The organism is Ligilactobacillus sp. RTP31139st1_D10_RTP31139_211217 (genome assembly GCF_040226755.1).
GTDB classification, from domain to species: Bacteria; Bacillota; Bacilli; order Lactobacillales; family Lactobacillaceae; genus Ligilactobacillus; species Ligilactobacillus animalis.
This window is the reverse complement of record NZ_JBCOAR010000012.1, coordinates 13,671-37,258: the sequence shown is the minus strand read 5'-3', so window position 1 is coordinate 37,258 and position 23,588 is coordinate 13,671. Positions and strand designations below refer to the sequence as shown.

Here is a 23,588-nt window from a genome sequence, read left to right as displayed (position 1 = left end):
TTACAAAAAAGGCATAAAATTAAAGGTGTAATTAACTCTAATATTTTAGGAGAAATTAGGATGAAAAAAGCAATTGTTAGTTTCGTAATGCTCTTGACAGCAGTCCTCTTTCTTGCGGGCTGTGCGGGACAAAAGAGTGATAAACAAAATATTACGATCGTTGGATCAACTGCCTTACAACCAATGGTAGAAATGGCGGCTGAAGAATATCAACGCGATCACAGTGATGTAAGTATCACAGTCCAAGGTGGCGGTTCAGGTACAGGTTTGAGCCAAGTTCAGGCTGGGGCGGTCACGATCGGTAACTCAGATGTGTTTGCCCGAGAATTACCGGGGATCAAACCGAAAGAACTAGTCGATCATACCGTGGCAGTTTTAGGGCTAGCGCCAGTTGTCAATAAAGACAGTGGCGTAAAACAAGTAACAATGGCGCAATTACGTGGTATCTTTACTGGTAAGTACACTAACTGGAAGCAGTTGGGTGGTAAAGATCAAAAGATCATGGTCATCAATCGTGCCCAAGGTAGTGGGACACGTGTTGCTTTTGAAAATAACGTGATGCAGGGACAGAAAATGTTGAAAGCTCAAGAACAAGAATCAAATGGGACGGTGCAACGTATGGTCGTAAGTACGCCTGGTGCGATCAGCTATTTATCATTTTCATATATCAATAAGGATATGACGGCCCTAAAAGTGGATGGCGTCAAACCGACCGCTCAAAATATCAAAGATAATTCTTGGAAGATCTGGGCATATGAACATATGTATACTAAGGGCAAACCAGATAAAATGACAAAACAGTTTTTAGACTATATGTACTCAGATGTCGTGCAAAAGAATTTGGTGACAGCATTAGGTTACATTCCGATCAATGAGATGAAAGTGCAAAAAGATGCTAATAACCAAGTAACACCAATTATCACAGATGAGGTGAAACAAGATGGATCCAATTAGAGAAAAAATTTTAAAACCGTCTAAGGAGACGCGCCAAGACTTCATTGGTAAAACATTGAGTTATGCCAGTATTTTCTTGATCGTCGGAGTTGTGCTAGCGATCTTTTTATTTGTTGCGTCGAAGGGGATCGCGACTTTTACACAAAATAAAGCTAGCTTAGTGGAATTTTTGACAGGAAGTGAATGGAATCCAGGAGCTACTGGACCAAATGGCCGACCGCTAGTAGGAGCATTACCGATGATCTTAGGATCTTTTGGGGTGACTTTATTGGCTGCGCTGTTTGCGACCCCATTTGCGATCGGGACAGCACTTTACATGACAGAACTTTCGTCTAAACGAAGTCAAAAGTTTATGCAAAGTGTCATCGAATTATTAGTTGGTATCCCGTCGGTTGTTTACGGGTTTATCGGATTGACGGTCGTGGTACCTTTTGTGCGCGATCATTTTGGCGGTTCAGGTTATGGGATCTTGTCCGGGGCGTTTGTGCTCTTTGTGATGGTCTTACCAACGATCACTTCAATGACAGTCGATAGTTTACGCGCTGTACCAAAATATTACAAATCAGCTTCCCTAGCTTTAGGGGCGACTGAATGGCAAACGATCTACCGCGTCTTATTACGCGCGGCCTTGCCGGGGATCATGACTGCGATCGTTTTTGGGATGGCACGAGCTTTTGGTGAAGCTTTAGCTGTTCAAATGGTCATCGGGAATGCGACCCTGTTACCAGAAAGCTTATTGGCTCCTGCTTCGACCTTGACCAGTGTCTTGACGATGGGAATCGGTAATACGGTCATGGGCACTGTCTCAAACAACGCTTTATGGTCATTGGCGTTAGTCCTCTTGTTGATGTCACTTATCTTCAACATTGCAGTGCGCTTTATCAGTCGGAAAGGAAAGATGTAATCTATGAATACGAAAAAAGTAAATAAACTTGCTTTAGGTGTGATCAAATTGATCGCCGGGATCGTGGTCTTGATCTTAGCCTTTTTGATCGGTCGGATCTTATTGAACGGTTTACCACATGTTTCGTGGCATTTCTTGACGACACCTTCACGTTCCTTTACTGCTGGTGGCGGGATCGGGATCCAGTTGTTCAATTCCTTTTATCTCTTGGTCTTGACGCTGTTGATCTCATTTCCACTTTCTTTAGGCGCTGGGATCTATCTAGCCGAATATGCACCTAAAAATCGTGTGACCGAAACTGTGCGAATGGCGATCGAAGTTTTGAGTTCTTTACCGTCAGTGGTTGTCGGCTTGTTTGGCTTCTTGCTCTTTGTTGTTCAATTCAAGATGGGCTTTTCGATCATTTCGGGTGCGATCGCTTTGACATTTTTCAACTTACCATTATTGACGCGTAATGTTGAAGATTCATTGAATAACGTTCCTAAATTGCAACGTGAAGCGGGCTTAGCTTTAGGTTTATCTAAATGGCACACGGTCACAAAGATCATTTTACCTGAGGCCTTACCGGGGATCATTACCGGGATCGTCCTTTGTGCCGGCCGTGTTTTTGGTGAAGCAGCAGCCTTGATCTATACTGCTGGTCAAAGTGCAACTAATATCGATTTTATGAATTGGAATCCTTTTAGTGAATCCAGTCCGCTCAACCTTTTCCGACCAGCGGAAACTTTGGCGGTGCATATCTGGAAGATCAACTCGGAAGGGATCATGCCGGATGCTGAACAGATCTCAGCTGGTGCGTCAGCAGTTTTGATCGTAGCCGTTTTGATTTTTAATTTATCGGCGCGTTATTTGGGTAATCGCTTGTATAAACGTTTAACTGCAAGTAAATAGATGAGGAAGATGACAATGAATGTAGGTAAATATGATTTAAATGAGACATCGATCTTAAAATTTGATCCAAAAGTTCAAGAAGTTGCGCTCTCGACCCATGATCTGCAAGTTTATTATGGTAACAAACACGCTTTTTTTGATGGGAACCTTCAATTTGAGCGCTATAAGATCACCGCTCTAGTTGGGGCATCGGGATCTGGAAAATCAACTTTCTTACGTTCTTTGAACCGGATGAATGACGATGTAGCAACAGTGACGGGTGAGATCATGTATCGCGGGATCGATATCAATTCTAAGAAGATCAACCTCTATGAGATGCGTAAACAGATCGGGATGGTTTTCCAACGACCTAATCCATTTTCTAAATCGATCAAAGAAAACATCACGTTTGCACTCAAGGAAAATGGGATCAAAGATAAGCAAAAATTAGATGAGATCGTCGAAAAGAGTTTGCGCGGGGCTGCACTTTGGGATGAAGTCAAAGATGACCTAAATAAGAGTGCTTTGGCCTTATCTGGGGGACAGCAACAACGACTTTGCATTGCGCGGGCGATCGCAATGGGACCTGATATCTTATTGATGGATGAACCTTGTAGTGCGCTTGATCCGATCTCAACTTTAAAAGTTGAAGAAACGATGCTTGAATTAAAGAAAAAATATACGATCATCATTGTGACCCATAATATGCAACAAGCTTCGCGGGCCAGTGACTATACAGCCTTTTTCCACATGGGGCATGTGATCGAATACGATAAGACAAAAAATATCTTTACCAATCCACGGATACAAGCAACTGAAGATTATATCTCAGGGAATTTTGGTTAGGACGAGGTTTATCATGGAAAAAGAAAAAATTATTACTAGTCAAAATGTCCATTTGTACTATGGGCAAAAAGAAGCTTTAAAAGGGATCGATCTAGATTTTCCTAAATCTGGTATCCATGCGCTGATCGGGCCTTCAGGTTGTGGGAAGTCGACTTATCTGAGATGTTTGAATCGGATGAATGATTTGATTGATAATGTTAAAATTACAGGAGCGATCAAATTAGACGGGCAAGATATCTATAGTCCTAAGACAGATACGGTCGAATTGCGCAAAAAAGTTGGTATGGTCTTTCAACAGCCCAATCCTTTCCCGTTTTCGATCTATGAAAATGTTGTCTATGGTCTACGGATCGCTGGGGTCAAAGATAAACAACTGTTGGATGAGCGGGTCGAAACGAGTTTGAAGCAAGCAGCCGTATGGGATGATGTTAAAGATGACTTGCATAAGAGTGCTTTATCCTTATCAGGTGGGCAGCAACAACGGGTCTGCATTGCCCGGGTGCTTGCGGTCAAACCAGAAGTTATCTTATTAGATGAACCGACGAGTGCGCTTGACCCAGTTTCAAGTAATAAAGTCGAAGAGATGCTTTTAACGCTAAAAGATGATTATACTTGTATTATCGTGACCCATAATATGCAACAAGCTTCCCGGATCTCAGATACGACTTCATTTTTCTTGAATGGAAATCTGATTGAAACGGGACTGACGAAACAGATTTTTGTTAATCCGAATAAAAAAGAGACCGATGACTATTTAAGCGGTCGCTTTGGTTAATTGAACAAGGAGGAATTTTATGCAACGCCACATTGATACTCAGATCCAAGCTTTACGTCAGGAATTTATCACAATGGGCCTTGAAGTTAAGGCGTCACTTGAAAAAGCGATCATCTCACTTAAAGAAGATGACAAACAAGCTGCCAAAGAGATCATCGAACACGATGAAGTGATCAACAATCACGAGACACATTTAGAGAAAAAGACAGCTCAGATCATTGCCTTGCAAAGTCCAGTAGCAGGCGATCTGCGTGAGATCATTTCGATCTTAAAAGCTAGTTCTGATCTTGAACGTTTAGCCGATCACGCTGTAAGTATCGCTAAAAATGTGTTATTACTCAAAGAAGAACGCCGTGACGATGAGATCGATATGATGATCGTTAAGATGGGTGATAATGTTTTAGAGATGCTAGCAAGTATTTTGAAAGCCTACACTGAGATGGATGAAAAATTAGCGATCAAGATCGCCGAAATGGATGCCGGTAATGATGGGATCTTTTTGGATATCAGAAAGCGTGCGATGGATTTGATCAAAACAAATCCTAAATTTGCCAGTGAGGGGATCGATTACTTGCAGATCGCTAATCACTTAGAGCGCTCAGGCGACTATATCACTAATATCGCGGAATGGATCGTATATACCAAAAAAGGTAAGATCACTGAATTAGGGCGCAACGATTTCTAAGGATTTTTACGCTAGCTTGATGAAGTTTAATTAAAATCTTGGGAAAATAGTACGTTTTCTTAAGCAAGTGTGTTAAAATGTATGTGTACTCGAAAGTGAGTAATTTACTGTAAAATCTTTAGGAGGCTGTTTTATGTCATTCGTAAACGGTAGTGAAATTTTTTCTGCAGCTCGCAAGGGCCATTATGCAGTAGGTGCTTTTAACACAAATAACTTGGAATGGACACGTGCTATTCTTAAAGGCGCTCAAGAAAAGAACGTACCTGTATTGATCCAAGTATCAATGGGTGCTGCTAAGTACATGGGCGGTTACAAATTAGTTCGTGACTTAGTTGCAAGCGAAATGGAATCAATGAACATCACTGTTCCAGTTGTTATGCACTTAGACCATGGTAACTACGAAGCTGCTAAGGAATGTATCGAAGCAGGTTTCTCATCAGTTATGTTTGATGGCCATGACTTACCATTCGAGGAAAACTTGGCTAAGACAAAAGAAATCGTTGAATTAGCACATGCTAAAGGCATTTCTGTTGAAGCTGAAGTTGGTTCTATCGGTGGTGAAGAAGACGGTGTTGTTGGTGCTGGTGAATTAGCTGACGTTGAAGAAGCAAAACAAATTGCTGCACTTGGCGTTGACTACTTAGCATGCGGTATCGGTAACATCCACGGTCAATACCCAGCAAACTGGCAAGGTCTTAACTTTGACCGCTTGAAGGAATTAGCAGACGCTATGCCAGATATGCCATTAGTATTGCACGGTGGTTCTGGTATCCCTCAAGAACAAGTTGTTAAAGCTATCTCAATGGGTGTTTCCAAGCTTAACATCAACACAGAATGCCAAATCGCATTTGCTGAAGCAACACGTAAGTACATCGAAGAAGGCAAGGATAAAGAAGGTAAAGGTTACGACCCTCGTAAACTTCTTGCACCTGGTACACAAGCTATCACAGATACAGTTGAAGAAATCATCGACTGGATCGGTACACCAGAAGCTAAATAATCTAAAGATTGCCAAAAAGGCCCTAGGAAATTTCCTAGGGCCTTTTTTTAGATATGATCATGTTTACTCTTGTATTGCAATAGCTGTTCGCCGACCATTTTGTAGATCACAGCATTGATGATCACGTGTTTTGTTAGTTTGCTCAGTGATAGACCGGTGGGTAGTGGCTTGGTATAACCGCCATTTTGCAGTGCTTGATTGAAGATCTGCGCAAAACTATCATAGGATTCCTTGATCGAAAATTCATGTAACAATTGCTCATTATAATTTTTGATCGTTTCTAAAGGATAGACCGATTTTAAGAGACTGATCACCAATAGTTCGGCTAAGTGAGTTGCATTGTACTTTTTCTTAAGGGGACGTGACATGAGGCCTTTTTTGACATAACTGTTGATCATTGAAGGCGTCAAAGGTGCTCCTAAAAAGCCAGTCAAATAGCGATTGCCAAGATTGACCAATTGATCCATATATAGTTCGAAATCAGGGAAATCTTCCCAATAGGGCAATCGTTTATTCGTGAAACGATCTAATTGCTTTTGGATGTTTAACTTCTCCATCGCGCTCGTCCTTTTATCTAGTTTAAGTGTATTATAACACATTATTTTAAGAACTATTGATTTTTAAAAACTTTTAAACTAGACTTTAAATCTATATATAATTGACTTATATATACAATAGGTGTAGACTGAAACTAGATTTTAGAAGGTGGTGTCAAATATGGATCGACGTGAACAGATCACAAATGAAGTTTGGAGTGCGATCACACACGGTATCGGAGTAGGACTAAGTATTTGGTTACTAGTTTTATTGATCTTAAAGGGGATCGCAACACAAAATATTGTCAGTTTTATAGCATATTTGGTCTACGGTTTGTGTTTGTTGAGCTTGTATTTAGCTTCGACTTTATTTCATTGTCTATATTTCACCAAAGCTAGGCGGTTATTTCAAGCATTCGACCACTCCAGTATTTATTTACTGATAGCCGGTACCTATATGCCATATTGCCTGATCGGGATCGGCGGCAAGTTTGGTTGGGGATTATGGATCGCGGTAGCTCTTTTGATGCTCTTTGGGATCTTGTATCATGCTTTAGCTGACCCTAGGCGCCAGATCGTTGAGACCGTGATCTGTGTTTTAGCGGGATGGCTGTGTGTCTTAAGTTTTAAACCACTATTTCAGGTCTTAGGTTTTCCCGGGTTATTATTGCTGTTAGCAGGCGGCGTTGCTTTTACTTTAGGCGCGGTCGTTTATAGCTTAAAACTGAAGTATGTCCATATTTATTGGCATTTGCTGGTGATCTTAGGCTCAGCTTTGATGTTTTGTTCGATCTATTTTTATCTATAAAATAAAAATATTTTATTTTTAGGTGGAAGCGTTTGCGACGAGTGCTATTTAATGTTATCCTTATCTTAGAGGATAGTGTCTCAAGAAAGGAGAGTGGTACTCATGCCAACGATACAGTTGACGACAGAACAGCGCAGAGCGTTAAAAGGATTTGCTAACGAATTTGAAACTGTAAATGCATTAGCTGATCGCAATCGGCAAAAGATAATTCTTTTATTATGTGAACGACTCCATGAAGGAATGACTGTTACTGAAATCACCAAAATGATGGCCATTACCCAACCGGCAGTTTCACATCATCTAAAAATCTTGCGCGAAGCTGGTCTAGTTTCATTTAAAAAAGAGGGATTGCAAAGCTTTTACCATGTAACACTTGAAGCACCTTTAAAAAGCTTGGAAGATGCGATCCATCAAGTTCGTTTGACAGTGGATACAACAACTAAATAGTAAGATAGTTGTTTCAGCTTGCACTAGGCTTTTAAGCAGGCCGGGTGCGACCGTTGGGACAATTTTTTTTATTACGAGAATATAAAAAGAGACGCTAGAAATTTTCTAGCGCCTCTTTTGTTTTAATTAGCAAAGTAAGTCAGGATCTGTTCTTCAGTTAGATTCTCTTTGTCACGGGTATCTAAGACGATCTGACCATCATTCAAGACGATAATACGATTGCCGTAACGTAAAGCATCTTGAAGACGATGGGTGATCATTAGACAGGTCAGATCCTTTTCGGTGATCACTTCATCGGTCAGCTTTAATAGTTCAGCACTCGTGTTAGGGTCAAGTGCAGCTGTATGTTCATCTAAGAGTAAGATATCTGGGCGTGCGATCGTTGCCATCAAAAAGCTCAATGTTTGCCGTTGCCCCCCGGAGAGATCACCGGTGAAAGTTTGTAATCGCTCGGATAGATTGTTAGGGAGTTTAGCTGTCAATTCTTTGAATTGGGGGAGATGAGCTTGTAAGCGTCGGGGACGCAAAGTGCGTTTTTGCCCACGTTTTAAAGCGAGTAAAAGATTTTCAGCGACTGTCATTCGAGGAGCGGTGCCCATCTTAGGATCTTGAAAGACTTGCGCGATATAGGAAGCACGTTTGACTTCTGAGAGTGGGGTCAGATCAAGTCCGTCTAAAAGAAGCTGTCCGGTATCTGGTTTGAGCGAACCGTTGATCACATTTAAAAGGGTCGATTTTCCAGCACCGTTTGTACCTAGAAGTGTGATAAAATCACCGGCTTCGATCGTAAGTGAAAGGTCTTTTAAGATCTTTTTTTCTTCACTTGTTCCGGGGTTGACCACAGTCGTAATATTTTTTAATTCGAGTGTCATGGCTTTTGGACTCCTTTCTTCAATGTCTTGCTGAAATTAAATTTCTTCTCTAAGACCGGTAACATTAGGCATAATGCTAAGATCAAAGATGAAAGCAATTTGAAATCATTAGTACTAAATCCAAGTTTTAAAACGATAAGTAAAACGAAACGGTAGAAGATGCTACCTAGGATGACCGCGACTAACCGAGCAGTCAAACTGAGTTCACCAAAGGCAACTTCACCGATAATGATCGCAGCTAAGCCGATAACGATCGTACCGACCCCCATATTGACATCGGCATAACCGTCATTTTGGGCGATCAAGCCACCGCAAAGACCGATCAAGCCGTTAGAGATCATCAAGCCTAAGATCTCCATGTTATCCGTATTGATCCCTAATGAACGAGCCATCAGTTTGTTATCACCCGTCGCGATAAATGCTTGTCCTAGATCAGTATTTAAAAATAAAGCTAGCAGTAAGATCAAAAGGGTAAGCAAGATCAAGCCCAGAGTTACTGAAGGAAAACTGTTAGGTAGTTCGCGTAACATCCCAGTGTTGAGTAAAGTATTTTGGTTGAGTAAGCCAACGGTCGCTTTTCCTAGGACACGGAGGTTGATCGAGTAGATCCCTGTCATGACTAAGATCCCAGCCAATAGCACAGGAATCTTTCCTTTGGTGTATAAGATCCCTGTCAAAAAACCGGTCAAAAGTCCTGCCCCAAAGGAAGCTAAAGTTGCGATAAAAGGTGATGTTCCTTGGGTGATCAGGGAAACACAGACACAGGCGCCAAAGGGAAAGGTCCCTTCAACTGTCATATCGGGGAATTTTAAGATCCTAAAGGTCAAGTAAAGTCCGAGACCAAGGATGCCCCAGAGCAAACCTTGTCCGATTGCTGATACGATTAGATTCATTTGATAACAACTCCTTTTTTACTGATCTGTGTAATTAATTCATTAGGGAGAGTGATCCCTAGTTGTTGGGCCTGCTTTTGGTTGAGGTAGGTAGTCCCTTCGGTCGGGTATTCGATCGCCATGTCGGCTGGATCTTTTCCTTTCAAGATCGCAGCGGTCATCTTCCCTGTCATTTTACCAAGTTCGTATTGGCTAACACTGACAGTGGCTAGTCCACCTTGACGTGTCATTTCAGAAGTTGAAGGAAATATCGGGATCTTATTTTGGTTGGCATTTTTGAGGACCGTTTGAAAGCCTGAGGCCACAGTGTTGTCATTTGGAATATAGATCGCTTGAACGTTGCTTGCCATTGTAGCGGAAACTTGTTGGATGTCATTAGTCGAAGTGATCGTGTATTCTTTGACTTGGATCCCCGATTTTTGAGCTAGTTTTGAGAACTCTTTGACTTCAGCTGCCGATGAATCATCGCTTGAAGTGTGTAAGACGCCAACGGTTTTTAGATCAGGCATGAGCGCTTTGATCAATTGAAGTTGGCGGGCGATCGGTTCTCGGTGCTGAACTCCCGTGATATTACCACCGGGATGCTTGAGATCTTTAACTAGGCCAGCTCCGATCGGATCACTGATCGCCCCCATAACGATAGGGGTCGTCTTAGTTGTATTAGCTAATGATTGGGCGGCTGGGGTCGCGATCCCAATCATGACCGCGGCATCTTCATTTTCAAAGCGTTGACTCATGGATTTGAGGTTGCTTTGATCGTTTTGGGCATTTTGAAAATCGATCTTGATGTTTTTACCCGCGACAAAGCCTTCTTCCTTTAAGGCGGCAACGATCCCGCGATGGATCTCATCTAAAGCGGGATGTGATGTTAATTGTAAGATCCCAACAGTTGGGGTCTGATTTTTTTTTGCTTGATCAGTTGAGCGGAAAAATGCAAAGATCAAAAATAAAAATAAAACTGCAATTGTGCTAATTAAGCGTTTCATAAGTAAATTCCTCCTTTTGATTTTTTACGTTCGTATCTATTGCGATAAGAAAAAAAGCACTTCCCACTGAGCGCGGGAAGTGCTTTTAACAAGACCCGCATGGTAGTTGATCCATGCGGGTCGATCTAAGAGAACCAGCACAGATACGAACGATACGTTACGTACGGTCGCATCTGTGCACACAGAAGCAACCTAGTGCTGGCTTTGCCAACGAATATTTGTAAGTTGCATAACTGTCTTGTTCATAGTTCTCTTCCTTTCCGAATTGATTATGAGTGAATTGTACTATACTAAAAATTAGTTGTCAATTAAAAAAATCACTTTTTTGCTTTTCTAAAAAAGGTGTGCTACAATAACTCAGTAGTCAACTTGGGGATGTTTAGGATTCGACAGGTATAGGTCGGGCTTGAGTTGCGCTTAGTAGGTTGCGGCTACTATAAAACGCTCAGTTTAAATTATAACTGCAAAAAATAATAACAACTCTTACGCTTTAGCTGCCTAGTCAGCACTGCGTAGATCCGTCTGATATCGTCTGTGTGTCAGTTGCGGGTCCTATATTAGCAGACTACGCTCAGTGTTTTAGCCTGAAATACTGAGAAGAGACTTTTAGGCTAGTCGTTGATGTTGGCCCTGTCATCCGGCGTGATCAACGATGAAATTCAAATAGTATGACTATGAGCGTAGAGACTTGAGTTACGATATGCTTGGACGCGGGTTCGACTCCCGCCATCTCCATAAGTAAAGCCCTTATCGATAAGATTTTCGATAAGGGCTTTTTGTTATTGTGTATCCTCTAAAGTCGATTCAACGGTAGGGGCTTGTTCGTTAGTATTTTCGCCACTATCACTTTGTTTGAGCTCTGGAGCATCGGAGTGATATTTATCAGCCGTCGTGTGATCGTTATTTTTAGACCATAGACTAGTTGAACGTCCCTTGAGCGCGGCTTGGATCTTATCCAATTGCTCAACTTGGTTTTTATAGTTGAAATCTTTGGGATCGACCGGCGTAAAACCAGTTGGCACATAGAAGCGCAAGAGGTTCTTATTGTTGAGCGAATCTGAAAGTGAAAGCGCCGAGTTAACATATTCTTGTGCTGCTTTTAGTTGAGCTTGTACTTTTTTAGACGGATGCGTCACCACATTGCCAGTGCTGTTTTCGTAGGTCGTGCTACCAACAACGGTATATTTTGGTGTGATGAAATTCTCATTTCTAAAAGCGACAGTTTGATCGTGATCTTTTGAGAAGAGATCTGAACCAAACAAAAGATATTTTTTCGAATCGATCCCGGCTAGATGAAGTAACGTCGGCATGACGTCGATCTCACCACCGTATTGTTCGAAGATCCCACCATTTTCTTGACCTGGGATGTGGACCATAAATGGAACACGTTGCATTTGAACATTATCAAAGTCACTCCAAGTCGAGGAAGATTTGCCTAAAAGAGAAGCTAATTTTAAATTCCGTGAGTTAGAGATCCCGTAATGATCGCCATAAAGTACGATCACCGAATCATCATAAAGTCCAGACGCTTTGAGATAATCAAAGAATTCTTTAACGGCTTGGTCCAAATAGTGGGCCGTAACAAAGTAATTATCGACTGAACTGTCGCCCGTATTAGCTGCTTCAAAGCTCTTGTTTTGGTCGTCTAAACTGAATGGAAAGTGATTAGAGACCGTGATGAATTTAGCATAAAACGGTTGTTGTAACTTTTCTAAGTATTTAACTGAATCATGGAACAACAACTTATCTTTAAGGCCGTATTCACTTAGGTTGTTAGCGTCTTGGTTATAGTAGCTTGCATCAAAGAAGTATTGGTAACCAAAGTTCTTATACACCTTGTCGCGATTCCAAAATGAACCGGAATTGCCGTGAAAAACGGCTGAAGAATAGTTTTGACTCTGATTCAAGATCGCGGGCATAGCCTCAAAGGTGTTATCTGTGCCTAAAGTTGAAAACATCGAACCTTGAGGCAAACCATATGCGCCAGTCTCAAGCATCGTTTCAGCATCGGAAGTCTTGCCTTGTCCGACTTGATTAAAGAAATTAGCAAACGAGAACGTCTCTTTACCGTGATAAAGACTGTTTAAAAACGGTGTGACTTCTTGGCCGTTTAATTTATAGTCGATCAAGAATTGTTGGAAACTTTCAAGATGGATGACGATGATATTTTTATTTTTAGCGATCCCAAACATCTTTGGATCGGGAGCAGCATAGTTAGCTTGGGTAAAATCAATGATCTTGTTTAGATCAGCCCCAGTAGCTTTAGACCGTGTTTGGCTCGTCTTAGCTGTTTTTAGCCCATCATATACGGTAAAGGCATCGATCCCTAGGTATTTGACTAAATAGTTGCGGTCAAAGGTCCGTGTCAGTAATTGCGGACGATCGATCTCACCTAATGTGATATTTAATAGTAGAAACATTAAGGAAAAAGATGTCATGGCGACAGCCTGATTTTTGGGGATGAAGCGTTTATCGAGCTTGATCTGCCGTGTTAATAGCAGCAGTAAGACAACTACTACATCGATAATGATCACAAGGTCTTGGGGCTTTAAGAGTGAGAAGGAACTGCCACTTAGCCCTTGAGAGACCGAAGAATACCCAAAGATCACGTTCATAGTCATAAAATCAGTAAATTCGCGGTAATAAATAACGCTGATCAATAAAAATGCCGTATTAGCTATGTAAAGTAATAATAGACATAAATAGGCAGGGATCGTTTTTCGGATGTAAAGTGCGATGCTAAAGAGCAAGAGTGTCGTCGCGATCGGGTTTATCAATAGGATGAAATACTGATAGATCCCGTGAACACCAAGGTGAAAATCGATCAAATAAACTAGGATCGTTTTTAACCAAAACAGGCACGAGACAAGTGCAAAAAAGCCCCACCGTGTATTGATAAAATTTCGTAATTTTGTCCAGTTCACAGGTGCAAACCGTCCTTTCAAAGTAATTGACATATCACCTAATTCTAAACCAGTTAGCGGTCAAGCGTCAATTTTTCAAGGGAATTTTAGCAAATATTAAAGATATCGTTGGGTAAGTTTGAAGTTATGAAAACAGAAAAATCGTTTTCAATTATTATGGATTTCTTAAAAAATATATATTTTATTCACATAAAAAAAATTACTACTGTGGCAAAGCCTAGTGGTGATAAAGATGGGAATTTGTGAAAAAAAGTATGTGAAAAAAGTTTTCATATAAAATAAAATGAAAGAATTAACCTAAAATTCTTCTTGTAATGGTTTGCATAAAACTGCTAAAATATTATCTTGCATGAGAATTATTGAGAAAAGAATTAAAGAGAAACGAGGGAATTAATTATGTGGATAGCCTTGATCCCCGCTTTAGCATGGGGAAGTATTGGATTGATCAGTGGTAAGTTGGGTGGTAATGCTAATCAACAAACCTTAGGGATGACTTGGGGGGCTTTGCTCTTTGCGATCGTAATGACCGTGGTTGCTCCAGGAAACTTTTTAGCAAATAACAATTGGCAACTTTGGGTAGCCGGTATCTTATCTGGTTTGTTCTGGAGTTTAGGTCAAAATCAACAGTTCCACGCAATGAAAGCAGTTGGGATCTCCAAGACTGTGCCGATCTCAACGGGGGCGCAGTTGGTGACTAACGCCTTAGCGGGGATCTTCTTGTTCCATGAGTGGACAACAACGCGCCAATTATCATTAGGTTCACTAGCTTTAGTCATTTTAGTCGTAGGTGCTGTTTTAACGGCTTTACGTGATAAGAGTGCTAATAGTAGCGAACAAAATGAAGACTGGAAAAAAGGAACGACTGCCTTAGTGCTATCAACAGCTGGTTACTTAGGCTATACGGTCGTTGTCAACTTATTAAAAGTTGATGCCCAAGCGATGGTCTTACCTCAAGCTTTAGGGATGGTCGCTGGCGCTTCGATGTTTGCTTTAGGTAAAGATGCATTCAAGAAGGAAAGCTTCAAAAATATCATTACAGGTCTAGTTTGGGGCACAGGTAACTTATGTATGTTCCAAGCAACTGCAATGATCGGGTTAGCAGTAAGTTTTTCACTTTCACAAACCGGGATCGTTATCTCGACATTTGGTTCGATCTTACTCTTAGGCGAACACAAAACGAAAAAAGAAATGGTCTATGTTACAGTTGGTTCATTGATGGTCATCATCGGTGGCGTAATGTTAGGTCTTTTAAAATAATGATCTATATGCCATGGCGCACGAGCGGCATGGCTTTTTATATATGGAGAACGGTGGCGTTTACATTTATGGTGATCGTCTAATTGTAAAATTAAGGGTTTTTAAGCGTAAATCTTAATTTATATTTGATTTTGACTTTAAAATTCTGTATTTTATAGTATAATTAAACCCGTAATAAAATTGTAAAGGGAGAGCGAATTATAACATGGCACATATTAAATTTGATAGTTCAAACTTAACAAAGTTTGTTCACGACAATGAATTAAACGAAATGCAAGCAATGGTCAATGCCGCTGACGAACAACTTCGTCAAGGTACTGGTGCAGGCGCAGATTTTCGCGGTTGGTTAGATCTACCAGTTGACTACGATAAAGAAGAATTTGCCCGTATCAAAGAAGCAGCTAAAAAGATCCAAAACGATTCAGAAGTTTTAGTTGTGATCGGTATCGGTGGTTCTTACTTAGGTGCACGTGCTGCAATTGATTTCTTGCAAAACACATTCTACAACTTGTTACCACAAGAAAAACGCAATGCACCACAAATTTTCTTTGCAGGTAACTCGATCTCTGGTTCATATGTTCATGACTTGGTCGAACTCATCGGGGACAAAGATTTCTCTGTCAACGTGATCTCAAAATCAGGTACAACAACTGAACCATCGATCGCTTTCCGTGTCTTTAAAGAAAAATTGATCGAAAAATATGGTGAAGAAGGCGCTAAGAAGCGGATCTATGCTACAACAGACCGCGCACGTGGCGCATTGAAGACCGAAGCTGATGCAGAAGGTTACGAAACATTCGTGATTCCTGATGATGTTGGTGGTCGTTTCTCAGTCTTGACACCAGTTGGTTTATTACCGATCGCGGTTTCAGGTGCTGATATCGATGCTTTGATGCAAGGGGCTGCTGATGCTCGTAGTGAATATACTGATGCAGATCTTGCTAAAAACGAAGCTTACCAATATGCTGCTTTGCGTAACATCTTGTATCGCAAGGGTTACACAACTGAGATCTTGGAAAACTACGAACCTACCTTACAATACTTCGCTGAATGGTGGAAGCAATTGATGGGTGAATCTGAAGGTAAAGATCAAAAGGGTATCTACCCATCTTCAGCTAACTTTACAACTGACTTGCACTCCTTGGGTCAATACATCCAAGAAGGCCGTCGTAACTTGATGGAAACAGTTATCCACGTTGGAACACCAACACATGATACTGAAATTCCTAAGGAAGAAGAAAACTTGGACGGTTTAGCTTATCTTGAAGGTAAGACAATGAACTATGTCAACGATCGTGCAATGGAAGGTGTTGTGTTGGCTCATACTGATGGTGATGTGCCTAACATGATCGTTAACATCCCAGATCAAACAGCTTATACTTTAGGTTACTTGATCTACTTCTTCGAGATCGCAGTTGGTATTTCAGGCTACTTGAATGGTATCAACCCATTCAACCAACCAGGTGTTGAAGCTTACAAGAAGAACATGTTTGCTTTACTCGGTCGCCCAGGTTACGAAGAATTAACTAAAGAATTGAATGCTCGTTTAGATAAATAGGCATTAATAAAAAAGATCCGCAAACTGATCTCAGTTTGCGGATCTTTTTATTTGGTAAATAATGCTGAAAAGAGCATGAATAGTGCGGGCAAAATATTATTTAGGAAGTGGATCATAATGCTGACCAAGAGTTTACCTGTCTTTTTGTAATAATATGCTAAGACCCAGCCCAAAGTACAATATAAAAGGAGCGTCCAAAAAATATCACCGAGATGGAAATGAAGCATGCCAAAGACTAGTCCACTAAAAAAGATCGCTAAAACGGTATTTTTAGGGAAGAAGTAACGCATAAAAATCCCCCGAAAGAGCAATTCTTCACATAGCGGAGCAAAGATCGCTGTCATCAGAAACATCATGAGTGCGGCATTAGTCGAAAGTTTAAACATTTGTTGTAAAGCTTGATCATTTTGGGTCTGTCCAAATTGATTCATGAACATTCCGTAGATGATCTTAATGATAAACAAAGTGATAAAACCTGTGATAATGGCATTGATATCCTGATTAGATAATTTTTGGAAGATCTTATCAGTATTAGGCTGATCTTTTTTGAATTGCCAGTTAAAAATAACGATCACGAGTGCATATCCCAGTAAAAGTAAGCCCCATGTCAAAATATTTGTCGCTAACGGACTGAAGTTTTGGGGGAGAATATGAGGTAAGGAAAAAACTTGTTGCGGCAAGATCAAGCACAAGCCTAATAAAATGAATTTGATAGTGCGCCAGGCATAACTTCCTAGTGTTTTTAAGTTCATAGTAAAGTCCTTTCTGTAAAAAGTGTAATAAAAAAAGGCTGACGTTATGACGTCAAGCCTTAACATAGGTATTATAACCCAAAAATAGCTTTATATAAAAGGGTCGCGCAAGCACCGGCTGCAAATGGTGCGACAACTGGGATCCACGCATAACGCCATTGGGATGATCCCTTGTGCTTAAGTGGGAACAACGCATGGACGATACGAGGACCCAAGTCACGTGCTGGGTTCAAAGCAGGACCAGTTGGACCACCAAAGGAAGTTACGATAACCATAACTAAGAGACCAATACCGATAAAGCCGGCACCTTGGTTACCATGGTTGAAGATCGGTGAATGTGTGATCGCTAAAGCACTGAAAACTAAGGTGAATGTACCAAAGAATTCATTGACAAAACCATTGAAACGACTTTCAGTCGCATCGATCGTTGAGAAGGTAGCCAAAACAGCTTCTGGATCTTCGGTGATATCGTAGTGTGGCTTGAAACAAGCTAATACGACCAATTGTCCGGCAATTGCACCTAAGAATTGCATACTTATGTAAGGTAAGACTTCATGCCATGGGAAATCGCCTGCGATAGCTAAACCTAAAGTAAATGCGGGGTTGATGTGGTTACCTGAGATCTTACCAAACATCAAAGCTGGGATCATTACGGCAAAACCGTAACCGATCGAGATAACGATCCAACCACTGTGGTAACCCTTAGTTCCTTTCAATTCAACGTTGGCCACAGAACCGTTACCCAACATGATCATGAGGGCTGTTCCGAAAAATTCGGCCATTAATCTTGAGTTTAATGCGAACTCCATATTTTCCTCCTAATAAATAACAATGAAATAATACACTCATATAACTATAATGATTGCAATGGCGGGTGTCAATAGGCTTTCAGAAATATTTTTTTACTAAAAAAGTAGCGTTTTAGTGAGCTAAACAGGGGGTAAGGGTTGTGTTTTTCACTAAAACGCATACAATTATAGGAGTAGTATCAATATTTGGATGAAAGGATAGTTTTAAATAAAAGTTATATGATATCAAAAGCAGTTGCACAATTGCTAAATCAGCGTAAAGAAAAATTTTTGATCCCAGCTGAGATCGTAGCTAATGTCCAAGAAAATAATAGTCTTGAACATGCATTTTTAGTTTTAAGTAAGGTCAAATACGCTAAGATCCCCGTCTTAGACCAAGATCAACATTTCAAGGGACTATTGTCGTTGGCGATGATCACAGAGACGATGTTAGGCTTGACCGGGATCGATCCGACTCGTTTGGGCCGGATCCAGGTCAAAGATGTCATGCAGACAGATGTTCCAACGATCTGTCCGCCATATGAAATGGAAGAGATCTTGCATCTTTTAGTCGATCAGACCTTTTTGGCAGTCGTCGATGAAGAAGGAGTCTTTACCGGGATCTTGACCCGCCGCGAAGTGATGAAAGCTGTCAATTATTTAGCGCATGATTTAGAAAAAGAATATACAGTCGAAAAAAAATAACCAAAAAAATGCTCAAACTACAGATCTGCAGTTTGAGCATTGATTTTATGCAGTAGCACCTAAATTCAACGGTGAAGTCGGGATATTGAAGCCTGCATCTTTTAGGGCCCGTAAGTAGTTATCCAGTAAAATGCGCTGGACTGTAGCTTGAGCACCATTTTTAGTATATGCAGTGACCCGGAAAACTAATTCGCCATTTGTAAGGGGCACCACGCCTAAGATCGTTGGGCCTGTGACGATCTCGGGTAAATTAGGGACGACTTTTTGATTTACTTGGGTGATGATTTTTTTCATTTCACTAGCATCTTTTTTAGGATCTAAGCGAATATCGATCACAGCTTGCATATTGTTACGTGACATGTTGCTAACGACGGTGATACTGCGGTTAGGGATAAAGTTTAATGTTCCGTCATCACTGATTACTTGCGTTGTGCGTAGACCAATAGCGTGGATCTTGCCCGTGATCGCATTTATTTTAACGACATCGCCGACAGAAAATTGTTGTTCGAGTAGAATGAAAAAACCAGTCACAATATCAGTGACAAAGCCTTGAGCCCCTAAACCAAGCGCCACACTGACGATCCCAGCTGAAGCCAACAAGGTACTGACAGGGATGCCTAAGATCGAAAGGATGGCGTAAAAGTAGAAGAACAAAACACAGTAATGAAAGATGTTTTGGGTCAGCGTATAGATCGTTCCTAAACGCCCGATCGAGTAATTAGAATTCTTTTTCTTAGCGGTAGAAAAACTGCGAGTGATGATCTTTTTCCCGATAGAATGAATAATCAAGAAAAGTAGGGAGATCAAAACAAGTGAGATAGTCACCATGATGATCTTAGTGATAATGTTGTCCCAATTGATGTTTTTTATGTAATTGTCCAAGACGCCCGTTTGTTTGACCACTTGTTTTGAAACGTCGGATGAGAGCGTCTTATCGGTTGCAACTAATAGATACAAGTATGATCCGTCCTTTATGTTCAGAATTTATGTACTAATGATAGCAAATTTTTTTGAAAAGTGCGAAAGAAGTTTTTTTATTTTGAACAATATTTTTTGCGTAATAATTGCAGTTTTTGTAATTGAATGATATTCTAAAGACAATGAAGACTTAATGGAGGGTATAAAATGACAATAACGTTTGGACAGATTGCTGGGTTAATTGCAGCGTTAGCATTTTTGATCTTAGTTGTTTTCATTTGTACAGTGCTAAAGCATTTAGTGACGACTGTTAAAGAGATGAATAACAGCATTCAGATCTTGACCAAGGACGCTAACAGTATTGCTGGCAATGTGGATGAGCTTTTGGTAAAGACGAATGTTTTGATGGAAGATGTCAACCATAAAGTAAGCGAATTAGATCCTTTGTTTAAAACGGCGGCTGAGCTAAGTGAAAGTGTATCTGATTTGAACGTAGCAAGTCGTTCAATGGCTGATAAGGTAGTACGTTCAACTGAAAGTGCAGCTAAGACAAGTGCTGCATTGCGCGTCGGTAAAATGGCACTTGGCTTTTACCAACGACACAAACAAAAGCAAAGTAAGTAAACTTTAAGGAGTGGAGTATTATGAGTAAGAAATTGTTAGTTGGTCTAGGAATGCTTGCAGCTGGTGCAGGTGCAGCTTTGGTCGCTTCAAAGAAGTTGACTGCTGACCAAAAAGATAAGTTAGCGATGAAAGTCGATGAGACCGTCTTGAACGGACGCGAAAAGGCATTGAAATATAATCAATACTTGCAACAATTCTTGGAAGAAAATGGCGTAGATGACTTAAAAGAAAAAGTTATTAGCCGAGCTGACGAATTCAAGAATGAACAAGCTGTTCAAGATGCTTTGGCTTCATTGAAACAAGCAACTTCTGACTTAAAAGAACGGTTGGAGAATACTAAAGATAAGTTCGATGATCTAGCTGAAGATGAAGCTTCTGAAGATTGGAACGACGATATCGTGATCGATGGCCGTTCTGCTTTTGGTGAAGCTAAGGATAAAAAAGATCAACCTTACGAAAAACCAACTGAAACATTTTATCCACACAACGATTAGAGTACAAAAATAGCGCCCCATCATTGGAGCGCTATTTTTGTACTCTAATTTTCTAATCTAAAGGGATGATCTGAAGTTCTTTGGTCGTATGTGTGAATGGTTCATTACCATCTTTAGTCAAGTAAACACAGTCTTCGATCCGGACACCAGCAACTCCAGGAACATAGATCCCAGGTTCGATCGAGAAGCACATGCCAGGTTCAAGGACCAATTCATTTCCTTCCATGATAGATGGAAATTCATGATCGCTTTGACCGATACCATGTCCTAAGCGATGGATGAAGTATTCACCGTAGCCGGCTTTAGTGATGATGTCACGTGCGATCTTATCTAATTCAAAAGCACGCATCCCAGGCTTAGCTGCAGCTTGAGCGGCTAATTGTGCTTCTAAGCAGACTTGGTAGATCTCCTTAGCTTTATCGCTGACTTTACCAAAAGCAACCGTTCGGGAAGCATCAGACATATAGCCTTTGTAATCAACACCTAGATCAAACAAGCAAAGTTCATTTGGTTTGATAAGATCAGCTTTGGGAGCTCCATGAGGATCAGCAGCATTAGCACCACTCTGGACGATCGTATCGAAACTCATATGCATAATACCGTTTTTCTTCATCGTGTATTCGATCTCGGCCACAACATCTTGTTCAGTCCGTTTGGTCGAAAGCGCCTTAAAGCCAGCTTCAAAGGCAATATCAGCCCATTTACCAGCTGTTTTTAGCAATTCGATCTCTTCTGGTGTCTTAAAGAGCTTTTCACGTTCGATCACAGGCGAGAGATTGCCGGAAAATTCAGCTTGGGGGAAATATTTGCGGAGAGCTTCAAAGCGAACTACCGTCAAGTTATCTTTTTCCAAAGCCCAATGCTTAGGCGATGCTAACTCGGTGATATGTTCTTTGATCAAAGCATAAGGATCTTCATGGTCTAAGTAGCCATAGACAGGATATTTCCAGCCGGCTTTTTTGATCGCTTCGACTTCAAGTGCAGGTGCGAAGATGAAAGGATCTTTATCCGGGAAGATAAAGAGTGCTAGTGTCCGTTCAAACGGATCGCTACCAAAGCCGGTAAAATATTGGATGTTTTTCCAATCACTGATATAAGCAATATCCAAGTTGTTGTCAGCCAACCATGTTTGGATAGTATTAAGATGTGACATAAAAGCACTTCCTTTAATTGTTTTCAAAGCGACTACATTATAACACACTTTAGCAATAAGTGATGGCTAGATATCTTTGAAAATGAAAATACATGAAAAGAAGCTTACAAATTCTTGAAACGCTTGCAATTGGCTAAAAACTTTGATAAATTAAATAGGGTCGCAATGAAAACGATTTTGAAAATAAAATTAGTGAGAGGATAAAACCATGGAAAAACAAACAATTACAATCTACGATGTTGCACGTGAAGCTGCTGTCTCAATGGCTACGGTCTCACGGGTCGTTAATGGCAACCCAAATGTTAAACCGGCAACACGTAAAAAAGTGCTTGAAGTTATCGATCGTTTGGATTACCGTCCAAATGCGGTCGCTCGTGGCTTGGCAAGTAAAAAGACTACCACAGTCGGGGTCATTATCCCTGATGTGACAAACGTCTATTTTTCTTCTTTAGCTCGTGGGATCGACGACGTAGCTTCAATGTACAAATATAACATTATTTTAGCTAACTCCGATGGCAATCCTCAAAAGGAAGCACAAGTTTTAAATACTTTATTGGCTAAACAAGTTGATGGGATCATCTTTATGGGCAACAATTTGACAGACGAGTTACGCGCACAATTTACCCGCTCTAAGACACCGATCGTCTTAGCGGGTTCAGTTGATGCTAAAAATGAAGTTGAAAGTGTCCATGTTGACTACGTGGCTGCGGTCGAAGAAGCCGTAGCTGATCTGATCAACCACGGTAACAAGCGAGTAGCTTTCATCACCGGACCAATGAGTGATCCGATCAACGGTGAATACCGTTTGAAGGGTTACAAGAACGTTTTGGCTAAGCATGGTATCGAATATGATCCAGATCTTGTATTTGAAACAGACTATAGCTATCGTGCAGGTGAAGTTTTATGGCCTGCGTTGGCATCGGCTAAAGCAACAGCTGCTTTTGTCGGGGATGACGAATTAGCCTGTGGTGTTTTGAACGGGGCTAAGGATGCAGGGGTCAAAGTACCAGCTGAGTTTGAGATCATTACCAGCAACAATTCTAAGTTGACTGAGATCGTTCGACCACAGCTTTCTTCGATCACACAACCACTGTATGATATCGGTGCGGTCTCAATGCGCTTCTTGACTAAGATGATGAATAAAGAAGATATGTCTTCAGATGAAAAGACGATCGAATTACCATACGGCTATATCAAGCGCGCTTCAACTAAATAAGTCACCTAACGAGCAGGGAAAGCCCTTGCTCGTTTTTGGTCATAAAGATAAAAAATGAAAACAAACAAATTATTTAATTGGCAAAATTTATGTTTATTTGGGGCTGGGCTCATTATACTCGTATTGTTTATCAGTTCATCAATGCCCTACACTAAACAAACTTCAGTCCCATTTTTAGAACAGCATCTAGCCCAAAAGCCACTCGAAAATTGGTTAAGTCAAATTTCATTCAGATATGCTGGGAAAGAGATCAGTATCGCAAATATTGGCTATTATAAATTTGTGGAATTTTTTATCCGCAAAGGGGCCCATTTTGGGACATATTTTCTACTAGGAGGGCTTACCGCTTTAGGACTCGCCCGCTATTGGTCTAAGTTAGGACACGTAGCGTTTGTTAGTTGGGCGTTAGCAACGCTTTATGCCGAGACTGATGAACTTCACCAAATGTTTACTGGTGACCGGACACCACTGATCCAAGATGTGATCTTAGATTCCTGTGGAGCGTTATTAGGGGTCATGTTGGCAGTATTGTTTTTATATAGGTTGCAAAAACGGCGAAATCGTTGAGAATCTTGCAACGGATAATATTTTTTGTTAAAATATACACGGCTTATTGCTAAATT

At 40.8% G+C, this 23,588-nt stretch carries 25 protein-coding genes and 1 other RNA gene; 17 read left to right on the top strand and 9 right to left on the bottom strand.

Annotated features, from left to right (window positions below; all coding sequences use genetic code 11):
- Positions 1-60: 60 nt before the first annotated feature.
- The 7 genes from ABT996_RS07890 to ABT996_RS07860 all read left to right on the top strand — a co-directional run bounded on the left by ABT996_RS07890 (position 61) and on the right by ABT996_RS07860 (position 6,034).
- Positions 61-954 carry a phosphate ABC transporter substrate-binding protein PstS family protein gene (locus tag ABT996_RS07890; RefSeq protein WP_010688072.1) on the top strand — a complete coding sequence of 298 codons (894 nt, stop codon included), beginning with the start codon at positions 61-63 and terminating at the stop codon, positions 952-954.
- On the top strand, positions 941-1,858 hold the full coding sequence (pstC, locus tag ABT996_RS07885; RefSeq protein ID WP_010688071.1) for a phosphate ABC transporter permease subunit PstC: 918 nt from the start codon (positions 941-943) through the stop codon (positions 1,856-1,858). Before ABT996_RS07890 ends, pstC begins: the two co-directional genes overlap by 14 nt.
- A gap of 3 nt (positions 1,859-1,861) precedes the next feature.
- Entirely contained in the window at positions 1,862-2,749 is an 888-nt protein-coding gene (pstA, locus tag ABT996_RS07880; RefSeq protein ID WP_004051651.1) for a phosphate ABC transporter permease PstA, read from the top strand.
- Between the two features lie 15 nt (positions 2,750-2,764).
- A complete protein-coding gene (gene pstB, locus ABT996_RS07875) occupies positions 2,765-3,574 on the top strand; it encodes a phosphate ABC transporter ATP-binding protein PstB (protein ID WP_004051652.1) in 810 nt (269 codons plus the stop codon).
- Between the two features lie 13 nt (positions 3,575-3,587).
- Positions 3,588-4,349 (top strand): phosphate ABC transporter ATP-binding protein PstB, encoded by a 762-nt coding sequence (gene pstB / locus ABT996_RS07870; protein WP_035449178.1) that lies wholly within the window; start codon positions 3,588-3,590, stop codon positions 4,347-4,349.
- Positions 4,350-4,368: 19 nt separating this feature from the next.
- Complete coding sequence (gene phoU / locus ABT996_RS07865; RefSeq protein WP_035449175.1) at positions 4,369-5,034, top strand: phosphate signaling complex protein PhoU; 666 nt, start codon at positions 4,369-4,371, stop codon at positions 5,032-5,034.
- Positions 5,035-5,167: 133 nt separating this feature from the next.
- Positions 5,168-6,034: a class II fructose-bisphosphate aldolase gene (locus ABT996_RS07860; RefSeq protein ID WP_010688067.1), complete on the top strand. Its 867-nt coding sequence runs from the start codon at positions 5,168-5,170 to the stop codon at positions 6,032-6,034.
- A gap of 47 nt (positions 6,035-6,081) precedes the next feature.
- Here ABT996_RS07860 and ABT996_RS07855 read toward each other — a convergent pair whose 3' ends face one another.
- Positions 6,082-6,591 (bottom strand): DUF1836 domain-containing protein, encoded by a 510-nt coding sequence (locus ABT996_RS07855; RefSeq protein WP_010688066.1) that lies wholly within the window; start codon positions 6,589-6,591, stop codon positions 6,082-6,084.
- Positions 6,592-6,751: 160 nt separating this feature from the next.
- On the opposite strand from ABT996_RS07855, the gene trhA reads away from it, so the two are divergent.
- Positions 6,752-7,378, top strand: a complete 627-nt coding sequence (gene trhA, locus ABT996_RS07850) for a PAQR family membrane homeostasis protein TrhA (protein WP_035449172.1) — start codon at positions 6,752-6,754, stop codon at positions 7,376-7,378.
- Positions 7,379-7,480: 102 nt separating this feature from the next.
- Positions 7,481-7,825, top strand: a complete 345-nt coding sequence (locus tag ABT996_RS07845) for an ArsR/SmtB family transcription factor (protein ID WP_010688064.1) — start codon at positions 7,481-7,483, stop codon at positions 7,823-7,825.
- Positions 7,826-7,947: 122 nt separating this feature from the next.
- Here ABT996_RS07845 and ABT996_RS07840 read toward each other — a convergent pair whose 3' ends face one another.
- The 3 genes from ABT996_RS07840 to trpX are packed head-to-tail and all read right to left on the bottom strand — an operon-like array spanning position 7,948 to position 10,576.
- Positions 7,948-8,697: an ABC transporter ATP-binding protein gene (locus tag ABT996_RS07840; RefSeq protein ID WP_035449169.1), complete on the bottom strand. Its 750-nt coding sequence runs from the start codon at positions 8,695-8,697 to the stop codon at positions 7,948-7,950.
- Positions 8,694-9,590 carry an ABC transporter permease gene (locus tag ABT996_RS07835; RefSeq protein ID WP_004051661.1) on the bottom strand — a complete coding sequence of 299 codons (897 nt, stop codon included), beginning with the start codon at positions 9,588-9,590 and terminating at the stop codon, positions 8,694-8,696. Before ABT996_RS07835 ends, ABT996_RS07840 begins: the two co-directional genes overlap by 4 nt.
- Complete coding sequence (trpX, locus tag ABT996_RS07830; RefSeq protein WP_035449166.1) at positions 9,587-10,576, bottom strand: tryptophan ABC transporter substrate-binding protein; 990 nt, start codon at positions 10,574-10,576, stop codon at positions 9,587-9,589. Before trpX ends, ABT996_RS07835 begins: the two co-directional genes overlap by 4 nt.
- A 371-nt stretch (positions 10,577-10,947) precedes the next feature.
- On the opposite strand from trpX, the gene ssrA reads away from it, so the two are divergent.
- Positions 10,948-11,314, top strand: a transfer-messenger RNA (tmRNA) gene (gene ssrA / locus ABT996_RS07825).
- A gap of 41 nt (positions 11,315-11,355) precedes the next feature.
- On the opposite strand, the gene ABT996_RS07820 is transcribed toward ssrA, so the two are convergent.
- The gene (locus tag ABT996_RS07820; RefSeq protein ID WP_035449164.1) at positions 11,356-13,500 is read right to left on the bottom strand and encodes an LTA synthase family protein; all 2,145 of its coding nucleotides are present in this window, start codon (positions 13,498-13,500) and stop codon (positions 11,356-11,358) included.
- 396 nt (positions 13,501-13,896) lie between these two features.
- On the opposite strand from ABT996_RS07820, the gene ABT996_RS07815 reads away from it, so the two are divergent.
- Both ABT996_RS07815 and ABT996_RS07810 read left to right on the top strand, forming a co-directional pair.
- The gene (locus tag ABT996_RS07815; RefSeq protein WP_010688058.1) at positions 13,897-14,757 is read left to right on the top strand and encodes a GRP family sugar transporter; all 861 of its coding nucleotides are present in this window, start codon (positions 13,897-13,899) and stop codon (positions 14,755-14,757) included.
- A gap of 205 nt (positions 14,758-14,962) precedes the next feature.
- Positions 14,963-16,315, top strand: coding sequence for a glucose-6-phosphate isomerase (locus tag ABT996_RS07810; RefSeq protein ID WP_010688057.1), 1,353 nt, complete (start codon positions 14,963-14,965; stop codon positions 16,313-16,315).
- A 47-nt stretch (positions 16,316-16,362) separates the two neighbouring features.
- Here the strand turns inward: ABT996_RS07810 and ABT996_RS07805 are convergent, their stop codons facing one another.
- Entirely contained in the window at positions 16,363-17,067 is a 705-nt protein-coding gene (locus tag ABT996_RS07805; RefSeq protein WP_035449161.1) for a CPBP family intramembrane glutamic endopeptidase, read from the bottom strand.
- A 71-nt stretch (positions 17,068-17,138) separates the two neighbouring features.
- A complete protein-coding gene (locus ABT996_RS07800; RefSeq protein WP_010688055.1) occupies positions 17,139-17,876 on the bottom strand; it encodes an MIP/aquaporin family protein in 738 nt (245 codons plus the stop codon).
- Positions 17,877-18,095: 219 nt separating this feature from the next.
- On the opposite strand from ABT996_RS07800, the gene cbpB reads away from it, so the two are divergent.
- Positions 18,096-18,560 (top strand): cyclic-di-AMP-binding protein CbpB, encoded by a 465-nt coding sequence (cbpB, locus tag ABT996_RS07795; protein WP_035449159.1) that lies wholly within the window; start codon positions 18,096-18,098, stop codon positions 18,558-18,560.
- Between the two features lie 45 nt (positions 18,561-18,605).
- Here cbpB and ABT996_RS07790 read toward each other — a convergent pair whose 3' ends face one another.
- The gene (locus tag ABT996_RS07790; RefSeq protein WP_035449158.1) at positions 18,606-19,517 is read right to left on the bottom strand and encodes a mechanosensitive ion channel family protein; all 912 of its coding nucleotides are present in this window, start codon (positions 19,515-19,517) and stop codon (positions 18,606-18,608) included.
- A 168-nt stretch (positions 19,518-19,685) separates the two neighbouring features.
- On the opposite strand from ABT996_RS07790, the gene ABT996_RS07785 reads away from it, so the two are divergent.
- A complete protein-coding gene (locus tag ABT996_RS07785) occupies positions 19,686-20,102 on the top strand; it encodes a DUF948 domain-containing protein (protein WP_010688052.1) in 417 nt (138 codons plus the stop codon).
- A gap of 20 nt (positions 20,103-20,122) precedes the next feature.
- Positions 20,123-20,596, top strand: coding sequence for a hypothetical protein (locus ABT996_RS07780; RefSeq protein WP_010688051.1), 474 nt, complete (start codon positions 20,123-20,125; stop codon positions 20,594-20,596).
- 52 nt (positions 20,597-20,648) lie between these two features.
- On the opposite strand, the gene ABT996_RS07775 is transcribed toward ABT996_RS07780, so the two are convergent.
- The gene (locus tag ABT996_RS07775; protein ID WP_035449155.1) at positions 20,649-21,749 is read right to left on the bottom strand and encodes a M24 family metallopeptidase; all 1,101 of its coding nucleotides are present in this window, start codon (positions 21,747-21,749) and stop codon (positions 20,649-20,651) included.
- Between the two features lie 208 nt (positions 21,750-21,957).
- On the opposite strand from ABT996_RS07775, the gene ccpA reads away from it, so the two are divergent.
- Entirely contained in the window at positions 21,958-22,965 is a 1,008-nt protein-coding gene (gene ccpA / locus ABT996_RS07770; RefSeq protein ID WP_010688049.1) for a catabolite control protein A, read from the top strand.
- A 54-nt stretch (positions 22,966-23,019) separates the two neighbouring features.
- A complete protein-coding gene (locus ABT996_RS07765; RefSeq protein ID WP_010688048.1) occupies positions 23,020-23,532 on the top strand; it encodes a VanZ family protein in 513 nt (170 codons plus the stop codon).
- The last annotated feature ends 56 nt before the right edge of the window (positions 23,533-23,588 follow it).

Coding starts and splice junctions, on each gene's coding strand:
- ABT996_RS07815 (WP_010688058.1), top strand. CDS start 13,897: ATGTGGATAGCCTTGATCCCCGCTTTAGCATGGGGAAGTATTGGATTG.
- ABT996_RS07845 (WP_010688064.1), top strand. CDS start 7,481: ATGCCAACGATACAGTTGACGACAGAACAGCGCAGAGCGTTAAAAGGA.
- ABT996_RS07780 (WP_010688051.1), top strand. CDS start 20,123: ATGAGTAAGAAATTGTTAGTTGGTCTAGGAATGCTTGCAGCTGGTGCA.
- trhA (WP_035449172.1), top strand. CDS start 6,752: ATGGATCGACGTGAACAGATCACAAATGAAGTTTGGAGTGCGATCACA.
- pstC (WP_010688071.1), top strand. CDS start 941: ATGGATCCAATTAGAGAAAAAATTTTAAAACCGTCTAAGGAGACGCGC.
- ABT996_RS07785 (WP_010688052.1), top strand. CDS start 19,686: ATGACAATAACGTTTGGACAGATTGCTGGGTTAATTGCAGCGTTAGCA.
- ABT996_RS07890 (WP_010688072.1), top strand. CDS start 61: ATGAAAAAAGCAATTGTTAGTTTCGTAATGCTCTTGACAGCAGTCCTC.
- pstB (WP_004051652.1), top strand. CDS start 2,765: ATGAATGTAGGTAAATATGATTTAAATGAGACATCGATCTTAAAATTT.
- ABT996_RS07775 (WP_035449155.1), bottom strand. CDS start 21,749: ATGTCACATCTTAATACTATCCAAACATGGTTGGCTGACAACAACTTG.
- pstA (WP_004051651.1), top strand. CDS start 1,862: ATGAATACGAAAAAAGTAAATAAACTTGCTTTAGGTGTGATCAAATTG.
- ABT996_RS07840 (WP_035449169.1), bottom strand. CDS start 8,697: ATGACACTCGAATTAAAAAATATTACGACTGTGGTCAACCCCGGAACA.
- ABT996_RS07765 (WP_010688048.1), top strand. CDS start 23,020: ATGAAAACAAACAAATTATTTAATTGGCAAAATTTATGTTTATTTGGG.
- phoU (WP_035449175.1), top strand. CDS start 4,369: ATGCAACGCCACATTGATACTCAGATCCAAGCTTTACGTCAGGAATTT.
- trpX (WP_035449166.1), bottom strand. CDS start 10,576: ATGAAACGCTTAATTAGCACAATTGCAGTTTTATTTTTATTTTTGATC.
- pstB (WP_035449178.1), top strand. CDS start 3,588: ATGGAAAAAGAAAAAATTATTACTAGTCAAAATGTCCATTTGTACTAT.
- ABT996_RS07800 (WP_010688055.1), bottom strand. CDS start 17,876: ATGGAGTTCGCATTAAACTCAAGATTAATGGCCGAATTTTTCGGAACA.
- ABT996_RS07810 (WP_010688057.1), top strand. CDS start 14,963: ATGGCACATATTAAATTTGATAGTTCAAACTTAACAAAGTTTGTTCAC.
- ABT996_RS07805 (WP_035449161.1), bottom strand. CDS start 17,067: ATGAACTTAAAAACACTAGGAAGTTATGCCTGGCGCACTATCAAATTC.
- ABT996_RS07855 (WP_010688066.1), bottom strand. CDS start 6,591: ATGGAGAAGTTAAACATCCAAAAGCAATTAGATCGTTTCACGAATAAA.
- ABT996_RS07835 (WP_004051661.1), bottom strand. CDS start 9,590: ATGAATCTAATCGTATCAGCAATCGGACAAGGTTTGCTCTGGGGCATC.
- ccpA (WP_010688049.1), top strand. CDS start 21,958: ATGGAAAAACAAACAATTACAATCTACGATGTTGCACGTGAAGCTGCT.
- cbpB (WP_035449159.1), top strand. CDS start 18,096: ATGATATCAAAAGCAGTTGCACAATTGCTAAATCAGCGTAAAGAAAAA.
- ABT996_RS07860 (WP_010688067.1), top strand. CDS start 5,168: ATGTCATTCGTAAACGGTAGTGAAATTTTTTCTGCAGCTCGCAAGGGC.